Annotated in this window: 22 protein-coding genes and 2 pseudogenes; 12 read left to right on the top strand and 12 right to left on the bottom strand. The window is 71.8% G+C overall.

Going from position 1 to position 26,223, the window contains the following annotated elements; all coding sequences use genetic code 11:
* Positions 1–66: 66 nt before the first annotated feature.
* Together KM933_RS14900 and KM933_RS14895 are read left to right on the top strand one after the other, a co-directional pair.
* The gene (locus KM933_RS14900; RefSeq protein WP_221352241.1) at positions 67–786 is read left to right on the top strand and encodes a ScbR family autoregulator-binding transcription factor; all 720 of its coding nucleotides are present in this window, start codon (positions 67–69) and stop codon (positions 784–786) included.
* A gap of 344 nt (positions 787–1,130) precedes the next feature.
* Positions 1,131–2,690, top strand: coding sequence for an MFS transporter (locus tag KM933_RS14895; RefSeq protein ID WP_221352239.1), 1,560 nt, complete (start codon positions 1,131–1,133; stop codon positions 2,688–2,690).
* Between the two features lie 76 nt (positions 2,691–2,766).
* Here KM933_RS14895 and KM933_RS14890 read toward each other — a convergent pair whose 3' ends face one another.
* Both KM933_RS14890 and KM933_RS14885 read right to left on the bottom strand, forming a co-directional pair.
* Positions 2,767–4,449, bottom strand: a complete 1,683-nt coding sequence (locus KM933_RS14890; RefSeq protein ID WP_221352237.1) for an IclR family transcriptional regulator domain-containing protein — start codon at positions 4,447–4,449, stop codon at positions 2,767–2,769.
* 147 nt (positions 4,450–4,596) lie between these two features.
* Entirely contained in the window at positions 4,597–5,889 is a 1,293-nt protein-coding gene (locus KM933_RS14885) for a M6 family metalloprotease domain-containing protein (RefSeq protein WP_221352235.1), read from the bottom strand.
* A 381-nt stretch (positions 5,890–6,270) separates the two neighbouring features.
* Between KM933_RS14885 and KM933_RS14880 the strand changes: the two genes are divergently transcribed.
* Positions 6,271–6,915, top strand: a complete 645-nt coding sequence (locus KM933_RS14880) for a TetR/AcrR family transcriptional regulator (protein WP_221352234.1) — start codon at positions 6,271–6,273, stop codon at positions 6,913–6,915.
* 209 nt (positions 6,916–7,124) lie between these two features.
* Positions 7,125–8,663 carry an MFS transporter gene (locus KM933_RS14875; RefSeq protein WP_221352232.1) on the top strand — a complete coding sequence of 513 codons (1,539 nt, stop codon included), beginning with the start codon at positions 7,125–7,127 and terminating at the stop codon, positions 8,661–8,663.
* 216 nt (positions 8,664–8,879) lie between these two features.
* Here KM933_RS14875 and KM933_RS14870 read toward each other — a convergent pair whose 3' ends face one another.
* The gene (locus KM933_RS14870) at positions 8,880–9,383 is read right to left on the bottom strand and encodes a MarR family winged helix-turn-helix transcriptional regulator (RefSeq protein ID WP_221352230.1); all 504 of its coding nucleotides are present in this window, start codon (positions 9,381–9,383) and stop codon (positions 8,880–8,882) included.
* A gap of 139 nt (positions 9,384–9,522) precedes the next feature.
* On the opposite strand from KM933_RS14870, the gene KM933_RS14865 reads away from it, so the two are divergent.
* Positions 9,523–10,332 (top strand): dioxygenase family protein, encoded by an 810-nt coding sequence (locus KM933_RS14865; RefSeq protein ID WP_221352228.1) that lies wholly within the window; start codon positions 9,523–9,525, stop codon positions 10,330–10,332.
* Positions 10,333–10,440: 108 nt separating this feature from the next.
* On the opposite strand, the gene KM933_RS14860 is transcribed toward KM933_RS14865, so the two are convergent.
* Entirely contained in the window at positions 10,441–10,938 is a 498-nt protein-coding gene (locus KM933_RS14860) for a GNAT family N-acetyltransferase (protein ID WP_308013398.1), read from the bottom strand.
* Positions 10,939–11,140: 202 nt separating this feature from the next.
* On the opposite strand from KM933_RS14860, the gene KM933_RS14855 reads away from it, so the two are divergent.
* The 6 genes and pseudogenes from KM933_RS14855 (at position 11,141) to KM933_RS14830 (ending at position 17,529) form a co-directional block, all read left to right on the top strand.
* Positions 11,141–12,139, top strand: a complete 999-nt coding sequence (locus tag KM933_RS14855) for a sigma-70 family RNA polymerase sigma factor (protein ID WP_221352226.1) — start codon at positions 11,141–11,143, stop codon at positions 12,137–12,139.
* A 743-nt stretch (positions 12,140–12,882) separates the two neighbouring features.
* Positions 12,883–13,200, top strand: a pseudogene (locus tag KM933_RS14850) (MFS transporter); the annotation flags it as partial.
* A 194-nt stretch (positions 13,201–13,394) separates the two neighbouring features.
* Entirely contained in the window at positions 13,395–14,156 is a 762-nt protein-coding gene (locus tag KM933_RS14845; RefSeq protein WP_221352224.1) for a DeoR/GlpR family DNA-binding transcription regulator, read from the top strand.
* 102 nt (positions 14,157–14,258) lie between these two features.
* Positions 14,259–15,206, top strand: a complete 948-nt coding sequence (pfkB, locus tag KM933_RS14840) for a 1-phosphofructokinase (RefSeq protein ID WP_221352222.1) — start codon at positions 14,259–14,261, stop codon at positions 15,204–15,206.
* Positions 15,203–15,421, top strand: coding sequence for a hypothetical protein (locus KM933_RS14835; protein WP_221352220.1), 219 nt, complete (start codon positions 15,203–15,205; stop codon positions 15,419–15,421). The genes pfkB and KM933_RS14835 overlap by 4 nt, the downstream gene beginning before the upstream one ends.
* Positions 15,418–17,529 carry a PTS fructose transporter subunit IIABC gene (locus KM933_RS14830; protein WP_221352218.1) on the top strand — a complete coding sequence of 704 codons (2,112 nt, stop codon included), beginning with the start codon at positions 15,418–15,420 and terminating at the stop codon, positions 17,527–17,529. The genes KM933_RS14835 and KM933_RS14830 overlap by 4 nt, the downstream gene beginning before the upstream one ends.
* 170 nt (positions 17,530–17,699) lie before the next feature.
* Here the strand turns inward: KM933_RS14830 and KM933_RS14825 are convergent, their stop codons facing one another.
* Positions 17,700–18,446 carry a DUF6227 family protein gene (locus KM933_RS14825; RefSeq protein WP_221352216.1) on the bottom strand — a complete coding sequence of 249 codons (747 nt, stop codon included), beginning with the start codon at positions 18,444–18,446 and terminating at the stop codon, positions 17,700–17,702.
* 271 nt (positions 18,447–18,717) lie between these two features.
* Positions 18,718–19,746, bottom strand: a complete 1,029-nt coding sequence (locus KM933_RS14820) for a P1 family peptidase (RefSeq protein WP_221352214.1) — start codon at positions 19,744–19,746, stop codon at positions 18,718–18,720.
* 89 nt (positions 19,747–19,835) lie between these two features.
* On the opposite strand from KM933_RS14820, the gene KM933_RS14815 reads away from it, so the two are divergent.
* Positions 19,836–20,030, top strand: coding sequence for a hypothetical protein (locus KM933_RS14815; RefSeq protein WP_221352212.1), 195 nt, complete (start codon positions 19,836–19,838; stop codon positions 20,028–20,030).
* 139 nt (positions 20,031–20,169) lie between these two features.
* Here the strand turns inward: KM933_RS14815 and mscL are convergent.
* The 6 genes and pseudogenes from mscL to KM933_RS14785 all read right to left on the bottom strand — a co-directional run.
* A pseudogene (gene mscL, locus KM933_RS14810) lies at positions 20,170–20,634 on the bottom strand (large conductance mechanosensitive channel protein MscL); the annotation flags it as partial.
* Between the two features lie 90 nt (positions 20,635–20,724).
* Positions 20,725–21,273, bottom strand: coding sequence for a hypothetical protein (locus KM933_RS14805; protein ID WP_430727318.1), 549 nt, complete (start codon positions 21,271–21,273; stop codon positions 20,725–20,727).
* A 96-nt stretch (positions 21,274–21,369) separates the two neighbouring features.
* Positions 21,370–22,218 carry an S-methyl-5'-thioadenosine phosphorylase gene (locus tag KM933_RS14800; RefSeq protein ID WP_221352207.1) on the bottom strand — a complete coding sequence of 283 codons (849 nt, stop codon included), beginning with the start codon at positions 22,216–22,218 and terminating at the stop codon, positions 21,370–21,372.
* 91 nt (positions 22,219–22,309) lie between these two features.
* Positions 22,310–22,660, bottom strand: coding sequence for an FmdB family zinc ribbon protein (locus tag KM933_RS14795; RefSeq protein WP_221352205.1), 351 nt, complete (start codon positions 22,658–22,660; stop codon positions 22,310–22,312).
* Positions 22,661–22,728: 68 nt separating this feature from the next.
* Entirely contained in the window at positions 22,729–24,096 is a 1,368-nt protein-coding gene (locus KM933_RS14790) for an MFS transporter (protein ID WP_308013396.1), read from the bottom strand.
* A gap of 337 nt (positions 24,097–24,433) precedes the next feature.
* Entirely contained in the window at positions 24,434–25,975 is a 1,542-nt protein-coding gene (locus tag KM933_RS14785; protein ID WP_221352372.1) for a potassium/proton antiporter, read from the bottom strand.
* Positions 25,976–26,223: the final 248 nt, after the last annotated feature.

Below are 26,223 nucleotides of genomic sequence, written 5' to 3'. Positions count from 1 at the left end.
GCGCAGGCGGTTTGTTAATCTGGTCCTTGTTCTTCCGGCATGCCCTCGCAGCAACGGAGCGTTCTGATGGCCCAACAGGAGCGTGCGGTCCGTACGCGCAATGCACTGATCGAGTCGGCGGCCGAGCTCTTCAGCAAGGACGGCTTCGACGTCGTGTCCTTGTCCACGATCAGCGCGCGCGCCGGAGTCAGCAACGGAGCACTGCACTTCCACTTCGCCAGCAAGGCGGCCCTGACCACGGCGGTGTGGGAGGCGGCGGCGCAGCGGCTGCGCCGGATCACCGAGGAGGGAGCGGCGAGAGGGCGGGCCGCCGGGAGCGGCGGGGCCCTCCAGGTGCTGGTGGACACCACGCACGCCCTGTTGCGCGGGCTCCGGCACGATGTGATCCTGCGGGCCGGGTTCGACCTGAGCGAGAGCCCTGTGCCCATGGCGCCCGGGAGGGACCTCCGGCGGCGCTGGCAGGCATGGGTGGAGAGTCTGCTGGTCCAGGCGGCCAGGGAGGGCGCGTTGGCGCGGGACGTGGCGCCGCAGGACGCCGCCCACGCGGTGGTCGCGGCCACCGTGGGGTTCGGGGCGCTGGGCAGCCGCAACGCGCAGTGGCTGTCGCAGTCCATGCTGACCCGCTTCTGGACGCTGCTGCTGCCTCGCCTGGCGGCGGAGACGGCCCTGAAGGAGCTGGTCGCCTCCGGGCGACGGCGCGAGGGCGCGCCGGGTGTGCCGGGGCTGCCGGGTGCGGACGATCCGCTGCCGGCCCCGCGGCGGATCGCCATGCGGCAGAGTGCGTGAGGGCGCGTGAGAACGCGTGAGGGCGTATGAAAGCGCGTGGGAGTGCGTGACGCCACGTAGGTAAAAGCGTGGTCGGCGGCTGAGGCCGTCCAGCGGTCGGGTGGTGAGCTGCCCGGCCGCTTCGCTGTGTCCGGCGGTGGATCGTGTCACGCCGCGCCGTGTCACGCCGTGACGTGACGTGACGTCTGTGCAGCGCACCGTCAGCGGGAACGCCGTACCCACTTGCGCACGGTGTGCGCATCGACGTACGTTGTTCCATGCGAGCGTACGGCGTCCTGCCGTAGCGGGGGCGAGTGCGTGTTCTGTCCGTTCCCTGTGTGCTCCGCCCGTCGAGAGGCTGGAAAATGGACCGTCATCCGCGCCGCTGGCTCATCCTGATAGTGCTGTGCCTCAGCACCTTGGTGCTGGTCGTCGACAACATGGTGCTCACCGTCGCGATCCCGACCATCGCCGAGGACCTGCGGGCGAGCACCTCGGACCTGCAGTGGATCCTCGACTCGTACATGCTGGTCTTCGCCGGTCTGCTGCTGACCGCGGGGAGCCTGTCCGACAAGTTCGGGCGCCGGAGGGTCATGGTCATCGGGCTGGCGCTCTTCGGAGCGGCATCGGTGGTGGCGATGGAGGCCACTACGCCCGAACTGCTCATCCTCGGACGGGTGTTGATGGGTGTCGGCGGTGCGCTGGTGATGCCCAGCACGCTCTCGATCCTCATCACCGTCTTCGACGACGAGGAACGGCCGAAGGCGATCGCCGCATGGAGCGCCGTCGCGATGACCGGCCTGGTCGGCGGTCCCGTGCTCGGCGGGGCGCTGCTCGCGCACTACTGGTGGGGTGTCGTGTTCCTCATCAACATCCCCATCGCGCTCCTGGCCGTCGTGGCCGCGCTCGTCCTGATGCCTGAGTCCAAGGGCCCCTGGCGCAAGGCCGATCCGGTCGGCATGGTCCTCTCGATGGTCGGTATGACCGCTGTCGTGTGGACTGTCGTCGAGCTGCCGCACGGGGGTCTCGGCCGCCCGGGCACACAGGTCTCCCTCGCCCTGGCAGTGTTCAGCCTGGTGGCGTTCGCCGTGTGGGAGACGCGCTGCACGTCCCCGATGGTCCCCGTACGGCTCTTCAAGGACCGGGTGTTCACCGGTGCCAGTTTCTCGCTCGTCCTGCTGACCCTCGCCAACGGCGGCCTGATGCTGGTCCTCACGCAGTACCTGCAGTTCGTCCTCGGTTACTCCGCCACCGAGGCGGGCCTCGCCTTCATGCCGCTCGCCGTCGCCACCCTGGTCTTCAACAGCATCGGCGCCGCCCTGCTCGGCCGGACCGGCAACCGTGCCATGGCGGTCTTCGGGCTCCTGGTCATCGCCGCCGGTTTCGCCCTGCTGTCCAGGCTGGACACCGGCAGCGGCTGGGGAGTGCTGGCCGGGGCGATGTGCCTGATGGGCGCCGGCGGGGGGCTGGCGATGCCCGCCGCGATGTCGGCCATGATGGGCGCCATCCCCGACGAGCACGCCGGCGTCGGCTCCGCCCTCAACGACACCGTCCAGCAGGCGGGTGCCGCGCTCGGTGTGGCGATCCTCGGTGCGGTCCTCTCCGGCACCTTCACCGGGAACATGCCCGCCGACGCCCCCGAGGCCGCCCGCCACTCCGTCGGCGACGCCCTCGCGGCAGCCACCGCCACGAAGGACGCCGCCCTGCTGACCGCCACCCACGACGCCTTCACCACCGCGATGTCCGCGAGTTTCCTGGTGGGCGCGGCGGGAGTGGTCGGGGCGGCGGTCCTGGCGTTCTTCCTGATGCGGGACGGCGACGGGGCGGCCCGACCGGCAACCGGGGCCGACCAGGCAACCGGGGGCGAGCAGGCAACCGGGGGTGAGCAGGCGGCGCGGGTCGCCGAGGCGCCGACGGCCCTCTGAGGGCGCGGGCTCTCACATCCCGCCCCGCCCGCCCCGCCCGCTATGCCCGTCCCGCCAGTCACGCCCGTCCCACCCGCTACGCGACGGCCACGTGCGTGAAGCGGCCCGCCACCCGGAGATCCGCCTCGATCGCCCCGGCCGTCGCCGTCAGCTCCGGCACCACCGTCCGTACGCACTCCTCGACCGTCCGCCGTGAACTGTGCATGGCCACGTTCACGGCCGCCACGACCCGTCCCGTACGGTCCCGGACGGGGGCCGCGACCGATCGCAGCCCTTCCTCCAGCTCGCCGTCGACCAGCGCGTACCCGGCCTCCCGTACGCGGTCGAGGACGGCGGCCAGGGCCCCCGGGTCCGTGACGGTGTGCGGAGTCAGGGCGTGGAGGCCGGTCAGGAGCGGGCCCCGCTCGGCCGGGCCCAGGTCCGCCAGCATCACCCGCCCCAGCGAGGTCGCGTACGCGGGCAGCCGTGTGCCGACCGTGATGTTGACGCTCATGATGCGGCTGGTGGCGACGCGGGCCGTGTACTGGACCTCGTCGCCCGCCAGGACCGCGAGGGACGCCGAGTCGTGCAGCCGGTCCGCGAGATCGGCGAGGTGCGGGCCCGCGATCTGCGGCAGCGTCGTACGGGACAGCGCCGGGAAGCCCAGCGCCAGGACGCGGGGTGTGAGGGTGAAGACCCGTCCGTGGGACGTGACGTGGCCCAGGTGCTCCAGGGTGATGAGTGCGCGCCGGGCCGTCGCCCGCGCGAGGCCCGTCGCCCGCGCCACCTCGGTGAGCGTCAGCTCGGCCCGGCCCTCGCCGAACGCCGTGATCACGGTCAGGCCGCGGGCCAGCGACTCGACGAACTCCCGGCCCAGCTCCTGTTTCGAGGCGCCGGTCCAGGTGGCGAGCCCGGCGGGGGAGGCGGGGGACATGGGGGAGGCGGGCGGTCGGGCGGGGGCCTCGCGGAGGTCCCGTTCCATGGCGCTCACGGTCGTCCGCAGACGGGGCAGCATGACGTCCCGCAGGGAGTGCGCGGTGTGTCTGCTGGTGTGGCTCACCACGCTCGCCACACAGGCGATGCGTTCCCCGAGGTCCCGTACGGGCACCGAGACGGCGACGAGGCCCGGCTCGATCAACTGGTCGTCCAGGGACCAGCCCCGCGCGTCCGCCCGGCGCGTCCGGTCCTCGAACTCCTCGTCCGGCGCGGGGTGCTCCCGCGGGGGCACCGCCGGGAAGCCCCGGTCCTGCGGGTCCGCGGCCCGCCGGTCCCGCCACCGGGCCCAGTCCTCGCCGGTCCAGCCGGTGGCGAACAGCGGGCCCGGCGCGGTCCGTTCGGCCGGCAGCAGGTCGCCGATGCGGAAGCTCAGGGACATCGCGCGCCGGCGGGTGGCCTGGTGGACGAAGCGGATACCGTCCCGGTCGGCGACCGCGAGGGAAACCGACTCGTCCAGTTCGTCCGCGAGCGCGTCGGCGCGGGCGGCCAGCAGGCGGGGCAGCTCCAGCGCGGCGAGATAGGCGTTGCCCAGCTCCATCAGCTGCGGGGCGAGTACGGCGTCGCGGCCGTCCAGGCGCAGGTACCCCATGCGGGCCAGCGTCGCCGCGATGCGGTCCACCGTGGACCTGGCGAGGCCGGTGGCCTTCTCCAGGCCGCTGAGGCTCTGGGCGCCGCCCGCTTCGGTGAGGCGGCGCAGCACGGTGATACCGCGCACGAGCGGGGCCACGGCCTCTGCGGGGGTGACCGCGTCGGGCGCGGCCGGTGTGAGGTGGGTCGGTGGCATGGTCTCCCCATTACGGTGTCCGGAACACGGTAATGAACGGGGCCGGAAGCGCGTACCCGGCCGCGGCCCGGCGCACGGGCCCTGCGAACGAGCCCGGTCAGAGGGTCCGGCGAGAGAGCCCGACGAGAAGGCCCGGCGGGAGGTGGTCTAACCCCGTGTCCCGCGGGTCACGTACACGCGGTGGTTGCCCGTCGGGTCGGTGCCCGCGACCGTGATGCGGATGCCCGTCTTGAGGTCCTTGAAGTACTGGCCGGGGGTGAAGGGGGCGTCCGAGAGCTCCGCGTGGACGTTCGGGCTGCGGGTGCAGCCGCCGCTGTCCTTCGTGGAGTCGACCACGGAGATCGGGCCGTGGCCGGTGTCGACGTCCGCGTCCACCTTGTAGATGAGTACGCCCGTCTTGCAGACCGACTCGTCGTTGCCCGCCGGGGTGCGCACCTCGACCGCGTACCCCGTCCTCCCGTCGAGCGGGACGAAGACCAGCTTCCCGCCGGTGCCGGGCTCGGCCAGCGGGGTCAGCACGTGCTCGGTCGTACCGGACCCGGCCGCGCAACCCACCTGGGAGTCGTCGAGCCAGCCGAGCTTCCACTTGTGCCAGCCCAGCAGATCGTTGTCGGCCCCCCAGTCCTCGCTCATGATGTCCCAGTGCCCGACGGCGCCGCCCCCGTCCTGGGTGTAGAGGTCGGGGAGCCCGAAGACGTGGCCGTTCTCGTGGGGGAGCACGCGGTAGCCGGTCTCGGCGTACGAGCCGGACCCGTCGTCCTGGCGGCTGTAGACGAAGGACGCGTTGGCGACGGGCACCCCGTCCGCGATCGGCGCCTCGGTGTTGCCGGCGAAGGTGACGGACAGGACGGTGTCCAGGGCGGAGGGACCGGCGTTCGGAGTGATCAGGACGTTCAGCAGGTCGTAGTCCCGGAAGTCCACCTTGGGGTCGGCGGTGGTCACGATGTCCTGGACCAGCTCGCGGTAGCCGGGGTCGAAGAGGGCGCCCCGTTCTATCCCGTAGCCCCTGAAAGGCTTGGGCATCCGCAACCAGTCGGCCGCCGGGGTCTGCGGCCGGTAGTCGAGGCGGCCGTACGAACTGGTGCGGAACCAGTCCGTGGTCTGCGGGAAGAACTCGCCGAAGCGGTCGAGCGCGTCGCCCTCGCCGGGCGCGTCGGAGAAGTCGACCATCAGGTTCAGGGCGCGCACGGTGCCGGTGGAGCGGGCGTAACCGGCGGGGGTGGGTATGCCCTCCGACATCTGCACGCCCGCCGAGCCGCTGATCATGCAGGGGCCGAGGGCGGAGGAGGGGACCGGCGCGACGGGGCCCGCCGCCGAGGCCGAGCCGGTCGTCGGCTGCCCGCTCCCGGCGGAGGTGGTGACCGCCAGAGTGAGGAGGGTGACCGAGGCGAGGGCTGCGGTACGGCGGCGCGGGCGTATCCGGCGGCTGGTCGGCTGCATGCGGAAGCCCTTCGCTCCAGGCAGCCGGCCGTTTCTGGCTGCACCCTCCGATCACCCTGTGCCGCCGGGTGCGCGGGCGCGCGCTGGAAGAGACCGATCGTGGGAAGGCCGGGATTCCGGCTCATTGGGCATGTGACTCAGGTCACAGGAAACTTCTTCGGGATCGGGAAATAACCGGGGACCGTTTCCCCGTTTAGCCCTGTGTCCGCATGAAACGGGGAGCGATTCCCCGGATCGGGGACCCGCGGGAACCGCAGTGACGACAGGACCCGCACGAACCGCAGGACCGCACGAACCGCAGGGCCGCGCGAACTGCACGACCGCACGAACCGCAAGGGCCGAGAGAGCCGCAGGACCGAGAGAACACCGAAGGAGTACGCCGTGGAGACCGCCACCGCCGCCCAGCGCAGGACGCCCCGCCCGCGGGCCGATGCTCTGCGCAACCGGGAGCGGATCGTCGCCGCCGGACGGGAGATGTTCGTGGAGTTCGGCGCCGAGGTGCCGCTCGACGAGATCGCCCGCCGGGCCGGCATCGGCAACGCCACGCTGTACCGCAACTTCCCGGACCGGGCGGCCCTCCAGCGCGAGGTCGTCTGCTCGGTCATGGACCGCGTCTCGGAACAGGTCGAGCAGATGCTGGCCGAGACCGGTGACGCCTTCGAGTCGCTCTCGCGGTTCGTGCACACGTCGGCCGACGAGCGGATCGGCGCCCTGTGCCCGATGCTCTCCGAGGCCTTCGACCAGAACCACCCGGACCTGGTCGCCTCGCGCGAGCGGGTCGAGGAGCTGATCGACAGGCTCATGGAACGGGCCCGGCAGGCGGGCCAGCTCCGCCCCGACGTCGCCGTCGGGGACCTCATGGTCGCCATCAGCCAGCTCACCCGGCCCCTGCCGGGCACCGCGTGCCCGAACATGGACCGCTTCGTACACCGTCATCTGCAGCTGTTCCTGGACGGACTGCGGGCACCCGCCCGCTCCGAACTGCCCGGTGCGGCCGCGACCATGGAGGACCTGCGACGAGCCTGACCGACTAGCGCTTCCCGACCTTTTCCGTTTCTTTCCAGTTACTTCCAGTTACTTCCAGTTACTTCCAGTTACTTCCAGTTCTTTCTGGTCCTTTCCAGTTCTTTCTGGTTCTTTCTGGTTCTTCACGCCCCAGAAACCGGTCGTCACCGGCGACGAGCCGTCCCTTCCGTCACCTTTTTTCATCACGAAGTCCCGAAGTGGGTACCCCCATGTCTGAAACAGCTCAGGCCGCCGCCGCCAAGGCACCGGCTCCCGACTCGAACCGCTGGAAAGCGCTGGTCTTCATCGCGCTCGCCCAGCTGATGGTCGTGCTCGACGCGACGATCGTGAACATCGCCCTGCCCTCGGCCCAGCAGGACCTCGGGATCTCCGACGGCAACCGGCAGTGGGTCATCACGGCCTACGCCCTCGCCTTCGGCGGACTCCTCCTGTTCGGCGGCCGGATAGCCGACCTGTGGGGCCGCAAGCGCACCTTCGTCGCCGGTCTGATCGGCTTCGCCGGCGCGTCCGCGCTGGGCGGCGCCGCGACGAACGAGGCGATGCTGCTCGGTTCCCGCGCCCTGCAGGGCGCCTTCGGCGCGCTGCTCGCGCCCGCCGCGCTCTCGCTGCTCGCGGTGATGTTCACCGACGCCAAGGAACGCGCCAAGGCGTTCGGCATCTACGGGGCGATCGCCGGTGGCGGTGGCGCCGTCGGCCTCATCCTGGGCGGCTTCCTCACCGAGTACCTGAACTGGCGCTGGACGTTCTTCGTCAACATCCCGTTCGCGGTCGTCGCCGCGGCCGGTGCGTACTTCGTCATCCGTGAGCCGGCCGGCACCCGCAACCGCTCGCCGCTCGACATCCCGGGTGTCTTCCTGTCCACCCTGGGCCTGGTCTCCCTCGTCTACGGCTTCACCCGTGCCGAGTCCGAGGGCTGGGGCGACTCCATGACGATCGGCCTGTTCGTCGCGTCGGCGCTGCTTCTCGCGGCCTTCGTGCTCGTCGAGTCCAAGGTCAAGGCCCCGCTGCTGCCCCTGCGCGTCATCACCGAGCGCAACCGCGGCGGTATCTACCTCTCGCTCGGCCTCGCCATCATCGCGATGTTCGGTCTGTTCCTCTTCCTGACCTACTACCTGCAGATCGTGAAGGGCTACTCGCCGGTCAAGACCGGTTTCGCCTTCATGCCGATGATCGTGGGCATGATCACGGGCTCCACGCAGATCGGCGCCCGCCTGATGAACCGCCTCCCGGCGCGGCTGCTGATGGGTCCGGGCTTCCTGGTCGCCGCACTCGGCATGCTGCTGCTGACCCAGATGGAGATCGGCTCCTCGTACGCCACGCTGTTCCTGCCGGCCATGCTGCTGCTCGGCCTCGGCATGGGTACGGCGTTCATGCCGGCCATGTCCCTGGCCACGCTCGGTGTCGAGCCGCGTGACGCCGGTGTCGCCTCCGCGATGGTCAACACCTCGCAGCAGGTGGGCGGCGCGATCGGTACGGCGCTGCTGAACACGATCGCCGCTTCGGCCACCACGGCGTACGTCAAGGACCACATCGCCGGTGCCACCACCCAGTCCCAGCAGCAGCTCGTCCAGCTGCAGGCCCAGGTGCACGGCTACACCAACGCGATCTGGTTCGCCGTCGGCATCCTCGTCCTGGCCGCGGCGATCGTCTTCACCCTCGTCAACGCCGGCCGCACGGACATGACCGCGCCGGCCGGTTCCCCCGACGGGGCCGAGGACGACCTGAGGGTTCCGGTCATCGCCCACTAGCCGCTCCGCGGAGTTGCGGGGGTCACGGGGGTGAGCTGCGGTTCCCCGTGTCCCCCATGGGTCACCCACTGACCTCGTACGTGCGCAGGGGTGGGGACGCCTTCGTACGTACGATCCGGGATCCGCCCCGGCTCCACGCTGGTGGAGCCGGGGCGGATCCATGTGTCCGCGACCAGCCGCAACGCACCCGCACCTGGCCCGCCAAACCGGCGGGGCCTACCGCAGCCAGGGCAGGTCCGCTCCTGTCCCCTCCGGCTGGAGGCCCTCCGCGATCAGCAGCATCGCCTCTCCCAGCGCCTTCTGCTGCTCGGGCGTGAGCCGGTCGAACAGCGCCTGCCGGACCGCCGCCACATGCCCCGGAGCGACCCGCTCCAGCACCCCGTACCCCTCGTCCGTCAGGACGGCGAACTGCCCCCGCTTGTCCGACGGGCAGTCCTCCCGCCGCACCCACCCGTTCTTCTCCAGCCGGGCGATCGCGTGGGAGAGCCTGGACCGGGTGATCTTCGCCTTCATCGCCAGTTCGGTCATCCGCAACCGCCGCTGCGGAGCCTCGACCAGTTGCACGAGCAGCCCGTAGTAGATGTGCGGCATGCCCGCGTCACGCTGCAGCTGGCGGTCGAGATGGTCCTCGAGGAGCGTGGTCGCGTGCATGAACGCACGCCAGGTGCGCTGTTCCTCGTCGCTGAGCCAGCGCGGCTCGTCAGCGGATGCGGTGTTCATACCTCCACTGTACGAGGCCATCCTTGAAGATTAAACAAGTAAAGGGTAGGCTCCGTCCCGTAAAACTTGATACTTCAAGCAGTAGTCGGCAGGGGCAAGCAGCAGCCGGCAGGGATGAGCAGCAGAGGGAGCCGCAGCCATGTCCACAGCCACCGAAGAGCGTGCCGTCGTGGAGCGCGCGGAACGCATGCCCGCCCTCTACCTCTCCCACGGTGCCCCGCCGCTCGCCGACGACCCCGTCTGGCCCGGCCAGCTCGCCGCCTGGTCCGCGGACCTCCCGCGCCCCAAGGCGATCCTCATGGTCTCCGCGCACTGGGAGGAGGCCCCGCTCGCCCTCGGCGCCACCGCGCCCGTCCCGCTGGTGTACGACTTCTGGGGCTTCCCCGAGCACTACTACAAGGTGCGGTACGACGCTCCTGGTGCCCCCGCCCTGGCCGAGTCCGTCCGCAAGCTGCTGCGCGCCCCCGGCACGCCCGTCCAGGACATCCCGGACCGCGGCCTCGACCACGGCGCGTACGTCCCGCTCGTGGAGATGTTTCCCGGCGCCGACATCCCGGTCCTGCAGATCTCCATGCCCACGCTCGACCCCGTCCGCCTCATGGACATCGGCCGCAGGCTGGCACCCCTGCGCGACGAGGGCGTCCTGATCGTGGGCTCGGGCTTCTTCACCCACAACCTGGCGGCGCTCCGGCAGGGCGGTGTCCCCGGCTGGTCGGCCGAGTTCGACGCGTGGGGCCGGGAGACCCTCGACTCGGGGGACGTGGACGGCCTCCTCGACTTCCTGCACAGGTCCCCGGCCGGGCGGCTGGCCCACCCGCGCACGGAGCACTTCGCCCCGCTGTTCGTGACCATGGGCGCCGCGGACGCCTCCGGGGACCTGGACACCCAGCGCTCCGTGATCGACGGCTTCTGGCTGGGCCTGGCCAAACGGTCGGTGCAGTTCGGCTGAGGACGGCCCGCCCCGAAGGCGGGTCCCACCCCACCCCACCCCGCTCTGCGTCGAGCTCTGTTCTGCCCCGCGCCCAGAGCCCCGCGCCCAGAGCTCAGAGCGCGGGGCTCAGAGTTCCTTCTCGTACCAGGCCACGTCCCAGTACCGCCCGAACTTCCGGCCCACCTCCCGGTACGTACCGACGTACCGGAAGCCGAACCGCTCGTGCAGCCGCGTCGACGCCTCGTTGGGCTGCGCGATCCCCGCGTACGCCCGGTGCAGGTCCTCGTCGGCGAGCGCATCGAACAGAGCTTGGTAGAGACGCGTGCCGACCCCGCGGCCGCCCGCCCCCGGGGCGAGGTAGACCGTCACCTCCACGGACGTCCCGTACGCGGGCTTGGGCCGGAACGCGCTCGACGTGGCGTACCCCAGGATCCGCCGCGAGTCCGCGCCCGTGGCAACCATCAGCCGGTGCGGGCCGTCTTCAGGGTGGGAGAGCAGCCAGGGGCGGCGCTCCTCCGGTGTGAAGACCACGGTGTCGAAGGTGATCGGCGTCTCGCGCACATAGTGGTTGTAGATGTCGGTGAGGGCGTCGAGGTCCTCCGCGACTCCCGGTCTGACCTGCACCTCTTCGTATTCCGACAGTGCCTTGCCTCCTTTGGTGGCGGCACAGGGTACTGCACGTTCGGAAAAATCGAAGGGCGGGTTGGGAATTCTGTCCGGATTCCAGTCGTTGTTTCCAACGGATGCAGGGCACTCGGGAGAGAGCCCGAGCCACCAGAACCAACAACACCAGGACCCGCAAGCCCACCATCGCAAGGGAGCACGCATGGCAACCCGTGCCGTCGCCCGTCGTAAGTCCGCCTCCGGCGAGACCGACGCGGCACGCAGTGTTCGCGTCGTAGGCGGCGAAATCGCCGACCGCGACCTGGTCGGCATGTATCTCGACGAGATCGCGCGCACACCGCTGCTCGACGCCGCCAGAGAGGTGGAGCTGTCCCAGACCATCGAGGCCGGCGTCTACGCGCGGCAGCTTCTCGACGGTGAGGTCACCGAGACCAAGGTGAAGGCGTCCCGCGAGGAGCTCGAAGCGCTGGTCACCGAGGCCGAGCGGGCCAAGGACGTCTTCATCCGGTCGAACCTCCGCCTGGTCGTCGCGGTCGCTCGGCGCTACCCCCGCAGTGGTCTGCCCCTGCTGGACCTGATCCAGGAGGGGAACGCCGGCCTGGTCCGCGCGGTCGAGAAGTTCGACTACCGCAAGGGCTTCAAGTTCTCGACGTACGCGACCTGGTGGATCCGGCAGGCCATCACCCGGTCGATCGCCGACCAGTCGCGCACCATCCGCCTCCCCGTCCACCTGGTGGAGGAGCTGGGCCGTATCCGCCGCGTGCAGCGCGAGTTCAACCGCGAGCACGGCCGCGACCCGGAGCCCGCGGAGATCGCCGCGGAGCTGGGCTCCAACCCGGAGCGCGTCGTCGACGTGCTCGACTGGGCCCGCGACCCGGTCTCGCTGAACATGGCGGTGGACGACGAGGGCGACACCCAGTTCGGCGACCTGCTGGAGGACACCTCCGCCGTGTCGCCCGAGCAGTCCGTGCTCACGCTGCTGCGCAGCGAGGAGCTGGACGACCTGATCGGCCGCCTCGACCAGCGCACCGCCTCGATCATAAAGATGCGGTACGGCATCGAGGACGGCCGCGAGCGCACGCTGACCGAGGTCGGCAAGGAGCACGGCCTCACCCGCGAGCGCATCCGCCAGATCGAGAAGCACGCCCTGATGGAGCTGAAGAAGCTGGCCCGCTCCACCGGCTTCGACGCGGCGGCATAGCCCTCCGGCCGGCCGCCTGGCCCGAGGACGCCGGTTCGTCCGGCGCCGGGCCGGGGGCGGCGGAGGCGTCCGCCGATCCGCCGCGATCCGCCTACCACCGACCCGCTGCTTGAGCGCGCGATCGTCGGCCCGTGAGCCCGTGAGCCCGTAAGCCCGTAAGCCCGCAGACGCACTGTGGCTGAGGGACGCACGCCGTACGCGCTCCATACGCACGGCCTGCGCCCCGCCGCGGCGGCGCCCGTCGTCCGGGTGAGAAAAACTGGTGCCCGCCGGGAGGATTGGGTCTGCGATTCGAGGGCACGCGTGCTTACCGCAGACCACACCGGTGGAGCCGCGGCGGCCATGTCCGACGACATGGCTGAACAAGGCCCCATCAGCTCGCACAGAAGTCCGTTTACCGCCGCTTCAACACCCCGGTCCCGGGGCACAAAACTCCAGGGCCCCCAGAACCGAGTCCCGACGCACTCCCCCCGGTGCGGGGACTCTTCCAGAGCCGAGCTCCGGCGCCTCCCCCCCCTGGCGCCGGGGCTCGGCTGCGTCCGGGGGCCGGGTCACCCCGGACCTGAACCCCGGGGTGACCCGGGTGGCGCATTGTGTCACGAGGGCAGACCCCGCCGATGAGCACGCCACCGCCACCGCCACCGCTGCCGTCACCAGTACCGTCACCGCCACCAGTACCGCCGTCGGCGCCGCCGTCCCCGTCAGCCTCCGGAGCCCTCGGCGGCCCGCGTCAGACGGCCCTCCAGATCCCGTACGGATGCTCCGGCTCGGCGTCCGGCCTGATCAACACCGTCCAGCAGATGGGCAACGCCCTCGGCCCCGGCCCGGTCTCCGTCGTCTTCTTCGGCACGATGTCCGACCGCCTGACGCCGCCGGAGGTGGGCCCCGCCTTCGTCGACGCTTTCCAGCACGCGCTGATCTGGGTCGCCGTGGTGATGGCGGCCATCTTCCTCCTGATGTCCGCCCTCCCGAGGCGTCCCGCCCAGCACGTGGAGGGCGCGGAGGCGGCACCCACGACCACGCCGCCCGCCCGGGACCCGGAGCCCGCACCCGTCGGCTGAGCGGGACACCTGAGCGGGACGGCCGAGCGGGGCGGCCGAGCGGGGCGACCACCGTACGAACGCTGAATGGCTGAATGTCTGTTCATGCCCGTCTTCGCGCCCGAGTCTGTTTACTTTCCTGAAATCCGGGCGTAGCCTGCCGGATAAACCACAGGTTCGGGCACGAGATGGACACGAGACGGAGACGAACGGACATGTACGCACCTGAGCGGCAGCAGGAGATCCTCCGGCTCGCGCGCGACGGCGGACGTGTGGACGTGGTGTCGCTCGCGGAGGAGTTCCAGGTCACGGCCGAGACCATCCGGCGCGATCTGAAGGCCCTGGACCGGGCGGGACTGCTGCGCCGGGTCCACGGTGGTGCCCTGCCGGCCGGACGGCTCGACTTCGAACCCGACCTCGCCGAGCGCGAGACCACGGCTGCGGACGAGAAGGACCGCATCGCCAAGGCGGCCCTCGCCGAACTGCCCGACCGGGGCACGATGATCCTCGACGCGGGCACGACCGTCGCCCGCCTCGCCGGGGCCCTCCCGCTGGAGGCGACCCTCACCGTCGTGACGCACAGCCTGCCCGTCGCGGCCCGTCTCGCCGACCACCCCGGCCTGCAGCTCCACCTCGTCGGCGGCCGCGTCCGGCACCGTACGCGCGCGGCGGTCGACGCCTGGGCGCTGCGGGCGTACGGGGAGATCCGCGCTGACGTGGTCTTCCTCGCCGCGAACGGCTTCTCCGCCGAGCACGGCCTGACCACCCCGGATCTCGCCGAGGCCGCCGTGAAGCGCGCCGCCCTCGCCGCCGCGCGCCGCGTGGTGCTGCTCGCCGACTCGGCCAAGCACGGCCAGGAGCACTTCGCGCGCTTCGGGGGTCTCGACGAGGTGGACCTGCTGATCACGGACAGCGGCCTGAGCCCCGAGGACGCCACGGCCGTCGAGCGGGGCGGCACCGAGGTGCTCCGCGTCTGACCGAAGCGCCGCAACCGAAGTGCCAGAACCGAAGCGCCGCAACCGAAGCGCCAGAACCGAAGCGCCGCAACCGAAGTGCCCTGTGTCCAGAAACGAGCCCGCATGATCGTCACCGTCACCCCGAACCCGTCCCTCGACCGTACGTACGAGATCCCGTCGCTCGACCGCGGCGAGGTCATCCGGGCCGGCGGAGAGCGCATGGACCCGGGCGGCAAGGGCGTCAACGTCTCGCGGGCGGTGGCCGCGGCAGGCCGTCCCACCGTCGCGGTCCTGCCGCTCGGCGGCGCGCCGGGCGCGCTCGTCGCCGACCTGCTCGACGCGCAGGGCATCGAGGTCGCGCCGGTCCCGGTCGCCGGTGCGACTCGCTCGAACATCGCGCTGGCCGAGGCGGACGGCGTCCTCACGAAGATCAACGCACCCGGCCCCGAACTCACCCCCGCCGAGCAGGAGTCGCTCCTGGAGACCGTGCGCGAACGGTCCCGCGACGCCGACTGGATCGCCTGCTGCGGCAGCCTGCCCCGGGGCCTCGCCCCCTCCTGGTACGCGGAACTGGTCGCCCGTGCCCACCGGGCCGGCACCCGTGTCGCGCTGGACACCTCGGGGCCCGCGCTGCTCGCCGCCCTCCGCGAGCGGCCCGACGTCGTCAAGCCGAACGCCGGGGAACTCGCCGAGGCGGTCGGCCGTCCACTCGCCACGGTGGGCGACGCGCTCAAGGCGGCGGAGGAACTGCGGGAGCTGGGCGCCCGGACCGTGCTGGCCTCCCTCGGCGCGGACGGGCAACTCCTCGTCGGCGCCGAGGGCACGTGGTTCGCGAGCGCACGCGTCGACGCCGTACGCAGCAACGTGGGCGCGGGTGACTCCTCCCTCGCCGGCTTCCTCGTCGCCGGTGGCGGCGGACCCGGCGCGCTCGCCTCCGCCGTGGCCCACGGAGCGGCGGCCGTCCAGCTGCCGGGCAGCGTGATGCCGGGCCCGGCGAACCTCGACCCGGCCGCGGTGACGGTCACTGCGGAGATCCCGGCCGACCGCCTACTGACGGAGCCCGCGCCATGAGAACCCACGGCCACATCCGCACGGCGGCCCGGCGCGGGCTGCCCTCGACCACCGCGACCACCGCGACCGCCACCCCGCCCATGACACCGGCCGCCACCCCGCCCACGACACCGGCCGTGCGGGGGCGGCGCCTCTCCGCCCCCACCCTCACCCCCGTCCCCATTCCCGCCCGTACCTCTCCCCGGGCGATACGCGTGCGAAGGAGCCCGCGATGAGCGAGATGATCACCGCGGACCTGGTCGATCTCGACCTGTCCGCCGATACGAAGGAAGCGGCGGCGCGCGCCCTCGCCGAGCGCATGGTGTCCCTGGGGCGGGTGACCGACCTGGACGGGTTCCTCGCCGACGTCGCCGCCCGCGAGGCCCAGATGCCGACCGGCCTCGACGGCGGTATCGGCATCCCGCACTGCCGCAGCGCGCACGTCACCGAGCCGACCCTGGCCTTCGGGCGCAGCGCGGCCGGGATCGACTTCGGCGCGCCGGACGGCCCCGCCGACCTGATCTTCCTGATCGCCGCCCCGGCCGGCGCCGACGACGCCCACCTCACCATCCTGTCGTCGCTGGCCCGTCAGCTGATGGACGAGGAGTTCACGTCCGCGCTGCGTGCGGTGGACGACGCGACGGCCGCGGCGGCCCTCATCCGCGGCGACCAGGCATCGGAGCCCGACTCCGGGCGCACTCCGGTCGGGACCGGGACCGGGACCGGGACCGGGACCGGGTCCGTGCCCGAGACCACAGCCGTGCCCGCGACCACGACCACGACCACGACCGTGCCAGCGGTCGACCGGGACGGCCAGGACGGCCAGGACGACGAGGACGGCCGCCCCTTCCGGATCGTCGCCGTCACCTCCTGCCCCACCGGCATCGCACACACCTACATGGCGGCCGAATCACTTGAGAACGCGGGCCGCGAGGCCGGTGACGTCGAGGTCGTCGTCGAGACGCAGGGATCGGCGGGGTTCACCCGGCTCGACCCCGCCGTCATCGCCGCTGCGGACGGCGTGATTTTCGCGCACGACGTGCCCGTGCGGGAGAAGGAGCGGTTCGCCGGCAAACCGACCGTGGACGTGGGAGTGAAGGCGGGTATCAGCAAGCCGGCCGACCTGATCGCGGAGGTGCGCGGCAAGGCGGAACGGGGCGAGGTCACCTCGGCCGCCCGCTCCGGTGGCACCCCGGTCGACCGGGCGGGCGAGCCCGCCGACGGCTACGGCACCAGACTCCGCAAGTGGCTGATGACCGGCGTGAGTTACATGGTCCCCTTCGTGGCCGCGGGCGGTCTGCTGATCGCACTCGGGTTCGCGATCGGCGGCTACAGGATCAGTGATGCCAAGCCGGTCACCGAGGTGTTCGACTGGGGCCGGGTCGACAGCTGGGGCGCACTGCTCTTCCAGATCGGCGGTGTCGCCTTCGGCTTCCTGATCCCGGTCCTCGCCGGATACATCGCCTACGGGATGGCCGACCGGCCCGGCCTGGTACCAGGCTTCGTCGGCGGCATGATCTCCTTCAACATCAACGCCGGCTTCCTCGGCGGTCTGGTGGCCGGTCTGTTGGCCGGTGCGGTGGTCCTCGCCATCCAGCGGGTCAGGATCCCGCCGGTGCTGCGCGGCATCATGCCGGTGGTCGTGATCCCGCTCGTCTCGTCGATCGTCGTCGGCTTCCTGATGCTCGTCGTGATCGGCAAGCCCATCGCCGAGGCCCAGGACGCCATGACGGACTGGCTCGGCGGCCTCTCCGGCACGAACGCGGTGCTGCTCGGCGTCCTGCTCGGCCTCATGATGTGCTTCGACCTCGGCGGCCCGGTCAACAAGGTCGCGTACGCCTTCGCCGCGGCCGGTATCGCCGTGCAGGACCCCAGCGACTCCGCGATGAAGATCATGGCGGCCGTGATGGCCGCGGGCATGGTCCCGCCGCTGGGCATGGCGCTGGCGACCACCCTGCGCAAGAAGCTCTTCACCCCGGCCGAGCAGGAGAACGGCAAGGCCGCCTGGGTCCTCGGCGCGTCCTTCATCACCGAGGGAGCCATTCCGTTCGCGGCCGCCGACCCGCTGCGGGTCATCCCGGCCTCGATGGCGGGCGGTGCGGTCACCGGTGCCCTGACCATGACCTTCGGCTCGACCCTGCGCGCCCCGCACGGCGGCGTCTGGGTCACCTTCCTGATCGGCAAGCCGTTCCTGTACCTGCTGGCCATCCTGGCCGGTACGGCGGTCACGGCCGCCCTGGTCGTCGTCCTCAAGGGCATGCGCAAGCAGGCACCCGACGGCGGCGCCACGAACGCCGCCGGGACGTCGGGGACGTCACAGCCGAAGGAACCGGTCACGGCGTAGACGCCCCGCCAGAACCGGCGGCCGGTAATCAGCGACCGGCGGCCGACGGCCGGTGACGAGGCTGTGGCCCGGGATCCGATCCCGGGCCACAGCCTCGTCCTCTTCCGTGCGCGTCCGCCGGTTGCGCCATGCACCATGCGCGGTGCGTCACATGCGGTGCGCCGCGTGCGTCAGCGCAGGTTGGCCGCCCGCCGCTCCATGGCGGCCCGGGCGTCCTCCTCCGACGCGTACACCTCGCACATGTGCCGCCCGTCGGGCGTGGCCGTGTGCTCGACCTCCCACAGGGACAGCTCGCGGCCGTCCCCGAGCAGGAACGCGTGTTCGTAGAGCGAGAAGCACACCCCTTTGCGGCCCGCCCGGCACGGCCGCCCGAAGGCCTGGGTGATCTGGTGCGCGAACGCCTTGCGCAGCAGCTCGGCCACGTCCTCCCCGGGCCGGTCCGCGTTCTCGGCGCGGCGCAGTAATCGCCGGGCGTGGTCCGCCGAGTTGTCCAGGACGTAGGTGTGCAACGGCTCGGGGACGGGCGACAGCCGCACCCAGACCGGCAGTTCCAGGTCAGGGGTGTCCGAGGGCAGCGGCAGCCGCGCGGTCGCGGTACGCAGCTCCTCCTCGTCCTCGTACACCTCGTGCTGGGTGTCGCCGCTCGGCGTGGTGTTGTGGACGAGCTCCCACAGCGTGAGCGCGCTCCCGTCGGCGAGCAGCCAGGTGTGGCGGTACGTCTCGCGGTGCAGCCCCGCGCTGTGGTGCGCGGAGTGCAGTGAACTGTCGTGGGCCAGCGCCCGGTCGAGCCGCCGTATCGTGTCGTCCGGCAGCTCGAAGGAGTTCAGGGCGCGACCGAGGAGTCGCGCGAGATGCTCCTCCGGAGACTCGGGCGACTCGGGTGGCTCGTACGCTGCCGTCTCGTACGGAACGCTCAAGGCTTCTCCCGGCGTTGCTGCATGTCACCTTGTGGGTGCATACCGTAGCCCCTCGGCCGGACATCATGTCCCGGAACCGAGAAAACCTGCACACGGAAAAACGCCGGACCCGCCGGAGGAATTCCCGCGTGGTCCGGCAGAACCTCAAAACCTCTTGCTCGGAGGGCACTTCCGGCGGTCCGGGCACTCCAGGCCCTGTTCCAGCCGTTGACCCGGCCTCCGCCCCCCCGGCCCTCCTCGGGCCCCCGCCCCCCGGCCCTCCGCCCCCCTTCTACCCCTTTTCGTACAACTCCCCGTACGCCGGCCACATCCCGCCCGGTCCCTCCACCGGCTCGGCGGCGCGTACCGCTCGTACGATCGCGCGGGTCACCAGGTCCGCGCCGGCCGCGAGGATTTCGTTCAGCGCGAGGGGGTCCTCCGCCGCGAGCGGACGTGCGCCCGTGGACAGGGCGAACACCGTGTCGCCGTCGTTGAGCAGGTGCACCGGCCGGACGGCGCGCGCGATGCCGTCGTGCGCCGTGCCCGCGAGCTTCTGGGCCTGTGCCTTCGACAGGGCGGCGTCGGTGGCGACCACCGCCAGCGTGGTGTTGAGCGGCGGCACCGTGTTCCTGGCCTCGGCCTCGGCCAGCCGACCCCGCGCCGCCTCATGGACCTCGGCGGCCGGACAGTCGAGACGTCCCTGGGCCAACTCCCCGTACAGCGCCCCCGTCCCCGGCTCCAGCACCGAACCCGCCGCGTTGGCCACGACGAGCGCCGCCACCGTGATCCCCGACTCCAGTACGGCACTCGCCGTGCCGACCCCGCCCTTCATCATTCCGACGGCCGCCCCCGTCCCGGCGCCCACGCACCCCTCCGGCACGGGCGCACCCGATCCGCTCGCGGCGGCGGCCTCCACCGCCTCCCGGCCCGTCCCCGCGTCCGGCCGGGCCCGGAAGTCGCCGCCCCGGCCCAGGTCGAAGACGCAGGCCGCCGGTACGACCGGTACGACATGGTGCGGATCGGGCCCGACCCGCACCCCGCGCCCCCGCTCCTCCAGCCAGGCCATCACACCCGTCGCCGAGTCCAGCCCGTACGCGCTGCCGCCGGTCAGTACGAGTGCTTCGACCGTCCGCACCACATTGCGCGGATCGAGCGCGTCGGTCTCCTTGGTGCCGGGTCCGCCACCGCGCACGTCCACGGCCGCGACCGCGCCGCCCTCCGGCGCGAGAACGACTGTGGTGCCGGTGAGCCATCCGTCGCCGATACGCGTGGCATGCCCCACGCGCAGCCCGGTCACATCGGTCAGAGCGTCAACTGTCATGGTCCAAGTGTCGGCCCCGGCCCCCGAGGCGAGGCCCCCCTCTGCGCCGGGCCCGGGGCGCCGCACCTCCCGGCGCGTACCCTGGAGACATGAGTGAAGCGCCCACCCCCGGCCCGCGTGCCCCGCACGACGCGCGTGACCCCAAGTCCGCGCTGGTCTTCGACGATCCGCTGAGCCGGCCGTCCGCGGACGACACGGACCGCGGGTGGGGCGAGCGCCCCAGCGGTGACGGCGCCGCGGACCTGGCCCGCTTCCTCGACGAGAAGCCGCCCCACCACATCTGAGCGAGCGCCGTGCGCAACCGGCGACCGACCGCCGGCGCCACCGCTGTCATTGTTATGAGCACGACGACTGCTACTGCTGCTGTCGTCCGCCCTGTCCGGAGCCGTGCTGTCCGGAGCCGTGCTGTCCGGAGCCGTGCTGTCCGGAGCCGTGCTGTGCCACCAGGGCGTCGCGGATCTCCTTCAGGACCTCCACCTCGGTCACCTCGATCACCTCCTGTGCGCTCTCCTTCGCCTTCTGGCGGGCGGCGTGCCGGGCGAGGTACTTGGACATCGGCAGCACCATCAGGAAGTAGACGACGGCCGCCGTGATCAGGAAGGTCAGCGTCGCGCTGAGGACCGTGCCCCACATGACGGGGATGCCGCTCGTCGCGGTGCCCGTCTCCCGGTCGAAGGTGCAGGGGGCCTTCAGGCACGAGCTGTACTTGTCGAGGTCCTTGGTGCCGAAGGCGCCGACCAGCGGGTTGATCACGCCCTTCACCAGGGAGTTGACGATGTTGGTGAAGGCGGCGCCGATGACCACCGCGACGGCCAGGTCGACGACGTTCCCGCGCATCAGGAACGCCTTGAAGCCGTCCAGGATGCTCGGGTCCTTTTTCTCGCTCACCAGGGAGCCCTCTCTCGGTTGCGCAGACTGCGGAACGAACAACTCCGCAACCTACGCCAGTCCGTGGCGGCCTTGTCGAAACAAGGTCGCTCAGCACAGGGTCACCGCCAGCCGTGACGTCGTACCCGCCCCGGCGAGCCGGGCCGCGGTCCCCCGGGGCACCGCCAGGACGACGAGACCGCCCGCCTCCGCCGCGTCGTCCGCGGACTCCGGAACCCTCGTCACCCGCGCCCCACGCGCCACGACCCGGGCGCCGCCCGCTCCCGAAGGCTCCGCCGCGACCACGTCGACCCGGTCGCCGGCCCTGAGGAGCCGCACCGCCGCACCGTCGGCGATGCGCACGGGCGCCGTGACCATCTCGACGGACCGCGACCGCTCCCGTACGGAGTCGGCCACCGGACGGACGGCGGGCGGTCCCGTGTCCCGCTCCACCGCGTCCCCGGGCCCCGCCGCGACGAGAGCCGCCGCGGTCATCGCCAGACCGGCCGCGACGGCCCGCCCCCGGCACCGGACCAGCCGGCGCACCCCGTACCGCCCGCCCCGCACCCGTACCGGAGCGAAGTGCGGCACCTCGCACGTACCGGGGACATCGGTCCCCAACGGACGCGAGGACAACGACACCTGCGACACGACCACCACCGCCAGAGCTCGGGAATCGGCTGAGCCCTCAGACTGCTCCCTCACCGAAGATCCCGCGGCCCCCCGTGGACAACCCTCGGTATGTGGAAAACCCCGTCACCCCTGCGGCAACGCGATCCCCGGATCCATCCCGCCCAGCGCCGAAGCACACGCACAGTCCCGTGCCCCGCCGGCCGGCAGCCCGGCCACCGCGTCGAACAGCACCTCCCGCAGCCGCCCCACGTTCGCCGCGAACACCCGCAGCACCTCGTCGTGCGAGACGCCCTCGCCGGCCGCGGCCCCCGCGTCGAGGTCGGTGACCAGCGCCATCGAGGTGTAGCAGAGCTCCAGTTCACGGGCGAGCGCCGCCTCGGGGTGCCCGGTCATCCCCACCACGGACCACCCCTGCGCCCGGTACCAGAGGGACTCCGCACGGGTCGAGAAGCGCGGTCCCTCGATCACGACCAGCGTTCCGCCGTCCACCGCGTCCCAGTCCCGCCCGCGGGCCGCCGCGAGCGCGACCTCGCGGCCGGCGGGGCAGTAGGGGTCGGCCAGCGACACGTGCACCACGTTCGGCGTGCCGCCCCCGGACAACGGAATCCCGTCGAAGTACGACGACGCCCGGGACTGCGTACGGTCCACGAACTGGTCCGGGACGAGCAGCGTCCCGGGCCCGTACTCGGGCCGGAGCCCGCCGACGGCGCACGGCCCGAGCACCTGGCGCGCGCCGACGGACCGCAGCGCCCACAGGTTCGCCCGGTAGTTGATGCGGTGCGGCGGCAGATGGTGCCCGCGGCCGTGACGGGGGAGGAAGGCGACCCGCCGTCCGGCGATCTCGCCGAGGAAGAGGGAGTCGCTGGGCGGCCCGTAGGGGGTGTCCACCTGGATCTCGGTGACGTCGTCGAGGAACGAGTAGAAGCCCGATCCGCCGATGACGCCTATCTCGACGTTCTCCGTGTTCGCCATGCACGGCACCCTAACCGGGCCGTGGAACGCCGAAGACCCTGCCGTCGGGTGACGACGGCAGGGTCCGGTGGGAAAGAAGCGCCAGGACGCCTCAGGCGGCGTTGCTCCCGGAGGACGAACTCGACGACGAGGAACCCGAGGACGGGGACGAGGCCGAGGCCGACTTCGACGAGGACGCCTTCGAGTCCGACGACGAGGACGACGCCGGGTCGGACGAGCCCGAGGACTTCGCACCCGCCGAGGCGGGGCTGCTGCTGGACGACGAGCCGCGGCTGTCGTTGCGGTAGAAACCTGAGCCCTTGAAGACGATGCCTACGGCGGAGAACACCTTCTTCAGGCGGCCATTGCAGTTGGGGCACTCGGTCAGGGCGTCGTCGGTGAACTTCTGCACCGCCTCTAGGCCTTCGCCGCACTCGGTGCACTGGTACTGGTAGGTCGGCACTTGTCTTCCTCCTGGCACTCTCACTCAGTGAGTGCTAACGACGGTCCATAGTGACGTATTCCTCGGGATCAGTCCACTGCCACCGGCGCGCGGTGACCCACGCCACGTGCGGCGGTCCGCCCCGCGGCCGGCGGAGCGAGCCGCGAGCGCAGGGCGACCAGGGTCGCCAGGGCGAGCAGGGTGCCCCCCATCGGCACGAGGAAACCGGCCCCGTCCCGGAAGCGGTCCTCCAGCTGTCCGGCGGCCATCACGGCCGCGGCCTGGCCCAACGCGACCGCACCGGTCAGCCAGGTGAACGCCTCCGTACGGGCGCCCGCCGGCACGAGGTCCTCGACGATCGTGTAGCCGGTGATCAGGGCGGGTGCGATGCACATGCCGACGAGGAGACCGAGCCCGGCGAGGACGACCACGGACTGCGCCGCCCACAGCCCGGAGGCGGTCAGCGCGAGCGCCGCGTACCCGATGAGGAGACGGCGGCGCGGGGCCACCTTCCAGGCGATCGCGCCGCAGACGACGCCGGAGAGCATGTTGCCCGCGGCGAACGTCCCGTACAGGACACCGTTCAGCCCGGGCTCGCCGATCGACTCGCTGAACGCGGCGAGCGAGACCTGCATGCCGCCGAAGACGGCACCGATGCCGAGGAAGGCCACGACCAGGACGCGTACGCCGGGGACGGACAGCGCGGAGACGGGCTTCACGCGCGCGTTCGCACTGCCACTGCCACTGCCACTGCCACTGCCACTGCCACTGCCACTGCCACCGGCTCCCGTACCCGCACCGGTCGCCGCACCCGCCCCGACGGACGGCTGGGTGCCGCGCTGAGCGGCGAACAGCAGACCGCCGACCAGGGTCAGCGCGGCCTCCGTGAGAAGCCCCGCAGCCGGGTCCACGGCGGTGCACAGGGCGGTCGCGAGGAGCGGGCCGAGCACGAAGGTCAGCTCGTCCGTGACGGACTCGAAGGCCGCCGCGGTCGTCATGAGGGGCGAGCCCTGGAGCTTGACGCCCCAGCGGGCCCGCACCATGGGCCCGACCTGCGGCACCGAGGCACCGGTCGGCACGGCGGCCGCGAACAGCGCCCACAGCGGGGCGTCCGCGAGGGCCAGCGCGGTCAGGGAGAGACCCGCCAGGGTGTGCACGACGACACCGGGCAGCAGCACGGCCCGCTGACCGTGCCGGTCGGCGAGACGGCCGGTGAACGGCGCGAACAGCGCCATGGAGACACCGGTCACGGCGGCGACGGCGCCGGCGGCCCCGTAGGAGCCGGTGGTGTGCTGCACGAGCAGCACGATGGACAGCGTCAGCATCGCGAACGGCTGACGTGCGGCGAAGCCGGGGAGCAGGAACGTCCAGGCGCCGCGGGTGCGCAGCAGCTGCCCGTATCCCGGGCGGGGGGAACCCGGGTTCGCGGGGGTCTCCGGGGTGACCGTGGATGCCACGGCCCGTGCCTTTCTGCCGCCTGGTAGCGCGGCCCCGTCCATGGGGCGCGGTGCGCCGAGAGCTGTCCTCTTGCGCGGAACTGCGGTAGATACCGGGCCGCCCGCTGAGGGGGGCGCCGCGGCCGCCATACGGTCGCGCCAGCACTGCGTCAGGCAGAGTTGGTTCGATCAGGTGTGCTTGATGATACAGGGGTCAACAGCTGCTCACCTGTGAAAGCCGGCACATCCGTGCTCCACGCCTGCGTTTGCCGGTCGCAGCGGCTGCCCCCCCGCCCGGCGCAGGCCCCCCGCCCGGCACAGGCCCACCCGCCCCGCCCCGCCCCACCTCACACCGGCCCTACCCCTCCGTGCCCCTTCCGTTCCCGGTCCCGTTGCCGTTGCCGTTGCCGTTGCCGCCCGTCCCCAGCCAGCCCGCCAGCTTGCCGCCCTGGCCGACCGCGCGCAGCCGGCGCTCGGCGGCGTCCCGGACCGGGTCCGTCGCGACGACGAGCAGCTCGTCGTCGCGACGCAGCACGGTCGAGGGCAGCGGAACGAACGATTCTCCGCCGCGCACGACCAGCGTCACCGCGGCCCCCGCGGGCAGCCGCAGCTCGGCGACCTCGACGCCGTGCATCTTCGAGCCCTCCGGGATCGCGACGGACAGCAGATGCCCGCGCAGCCGCTCCAGCGGCGCCGACTCGATCCCGAGGTCCGCGGTCTCCGAGGACTTGGCCAGGCCCAGCGTCCGGGCGAGCCAGGGCAGCGTCGGCCCCTGGACGAGGGTGTAGACGACGACGAGGACGAAGACGATGTTGAAGATCCGGCGGCTTCCCTCGATGCCGCTCACCATCGGGATCGTGGCCAGGATGATGGGCACGGCGCCGCGCAGCCCGGCCCAGGACATCAGCGCCTGTTCCTGCCAGCGCATCCGGAACGGCAGCAGGGCGATCACGACGCTCAGCGGCCGGGCCACCATGGTCAGCACCAGGCCGATGACGAGCGCCGGCCAGATGTCGTCACCCATCTCGTGCGGGGTGACGAGCAGCCCGAGCAGGACGAACATGCCGATCTGGGCGATCCAGCCGAGCCCGTCGGCGAAGCCGCGGGTGGCGGGCCAGTGCGGCAGCCTGGCGTTGCCCAGCACCATCGCCGCCAGGTAGACGGCGAGGAAGCCGCTGCCGTGGGCGAGCGCTCCGGCGGCGTACGCCGTGACCGCGATGGCCATGACCGCGATCGGGTAGAGGCCGGAGGCGGGCAGCGCCACGTGCCGCAGCCCGAACGCCCCCAGGAAGCCCACCGCGAGGCCGATGGCCGCCCCGATGGCCAGCTCCAGTGCTATCTCGCCGAACAGGTGGTACCAGTGGTCCACCGGTCCCGCCGTGGAGAACGCGACGACGAGGATGACGACGGGGGCGTCGTTGAAGCCGGACTCGGCCTCCAGGATGCCCGTCACACGCGAGGGGAGGGGCACCTTCCGCAGCACCGAGAAGACCGCCGCCGCGTCCGTCGAGGACACCACCGCGCCGATGATCAGTGCCTGCCGCCACTCCAGTCCGATCAGGTAGTGGGCCGCCGTCGCCGTGATGCCGACGCTGACCGAGACGCCGACGACGGCCAGTGAGGAGGCGGCCGGGAGTCCTGGTCTGACCTCTTTCCACTTCGTGCCCAGACCGCCCTCGGCGAGGATCACGACCAGGGCCGCGTACCCGATGATCTGGGTCAGTTCGGCGTTGTCGAAGTGGACGTCGCCGATGCCGTCCTGGCCCATGGCCACGCCGATGCCCAGGTAGACGAGCAGGCTGGGGAGCCCGCTGCGCGAGGAGATCCGGACCGCTGCCACCGCGACGAGCAGAACGAGCGAGCAGACGAGCAAGAGCTGGTTGAGGTGGTGGACAGTCAGCGGCTCTGTTCCCTTCTCGCTGTTTCGGTCTCACTGTCCGGCCCCGCGGTTCCGGTCGCCCGTTCGCCGGGAGGGACGAGTGCAACCGTTTTCCACTGGTTCGCCGGTCGAACTACTTCGTTACCTTACCTAAATCTTGACGCTTTCTTGACGCTCTTCGAGGCAAGATCGAACTTCCGTCCGCCCGTGTACCCGACTCCGAGTCAAGTCCGGCCGGGCCCTGCGCCTATGGTTGCTCCAGCGCTCAG

The sequence above is a fragment of the Streptomyces beigongshangae genome (genome assembly GCF_019710745.1).
Taxonomy (GTDB): domain Bacteria; phylum Actinomycetota; class Actinomycetes; order Streptomycetales; family Streptomycetaceae; genus Streptomyces; species Streptomyces beigongshangae.
The sequence above is the reverse complement of the archived record's forward strand: the minus strand, read 5'-3'. Positions and strand labels throughout refer to the sequence as shown.

Excerpts from the sequence above, each read along its gene's own strand:
- KM933_RS14900 (WP_221352241.1), top strand. The coding sequence starts at position 67 with ATGGCCCAACAGGAGCGTGCGGTCCGTACGCGCAATGCACTGATCGAG.
- KM933_RS14895 (WP_221352239.1), top strand. The coding sequence starts at position 1,131 with ATGGACCGTCATCCGCGCCGCTGGCTCATCCTGATAGTGCTGTGCCTC.
- KM933_RS14890 (WP_221352237.1), bottom strand. The coding sequence starts at position 4,449 with ATGCCACCGACCCACCTCACACCGGCCGCGCCCGACGCGGTCACCCCC.
- KM933_RS14885 (WP_221352235.1), bottom strand. The coding sequence starts at position 5,889 with ATGCAGCCGACCAGCCGCCGGATACGCCCGCGCCGCCGTACCGCAGCC.
- KM933_RS14875 (WP_221352232.1), top strand. The coding sequence starts at position 7,125 with ATGTCTGAAACAGCTCAGGCCGCCGCCGCCAAGGCACCGGCTCCCGAC.
- KM933_RS14870 (WP_221352230.1), bottom strand. The coding sequence starts at position 9,383 with ATGAACACCGCATCCGCTGACGAGCCGCGCTGGCTCAGCGACGAGGAA.
- KM933_RS14865 (WP_221352228.1), top strand. The coding sequence starts at position 9,523 with ATGTCCACAGCCACCGAAGAGCGTGCCGTCGTGGAGCGCGCGGAACGC.
- KM933_RS14855 (WP_221352226.1), top strand. The coding sequence starts at position 11,141 with ATGGCAACCCGTGCCGTCGCCCGTCGTAAGTCCGCCTCCGGCGAGACC.
- KM933_RS14845 (WP_221352224.1), top strand. The coding sequence starts at position 13,395 with ATGTACGCACCTGAGCGGCAGCAGGAGATCCTCCGGCTCGCGCGCGAC.
- pfkB (WP_221352222.1), top strand. The coding sequence starts at position 14,259 with ATGATCGTCACCGTCACCCCGAACCCGTCCCTCGACCGTACGTACGAG.
- KM933_RS14835 (WP_221352220.1), top strand. The coding sequence starts at position 15,203 with ATGAGAACCCACGGCCACATCCGCACGGCGGCCCGGCGCGGGCTGCCC.
- KM933_RS14830 (WP_221352218.1), top strand. The coding sequence starts at position 15,418 with ATGAGCGAGATGATCACCGCGGACCTGGTCGATCTCGACCTGTCCGCC.
- KM933_RS14820 (WP_221352214.1), bottom strand. The coding sequence starts at position 19,746 with ATGACAGTTGACGCTCTGACCGATGTGACCGGGCTGCGCGTGGGGCAT.
- KM933_RS14815 (WP_221352212.1), top strand. The coding sequence starts at position 19,836 with ATGAGTGAAGCGCCCACCCCCGGCCCGCGTGCCCCGCACGACGCGCGT.
- KM933_RS14800 (WP_221352207.1), bottom strand. The coding sequence starts at position 22,218 with ATGGCGAACACGGAGAACGTCGAGATAGGCGTCATCGGCGGATCGGGC.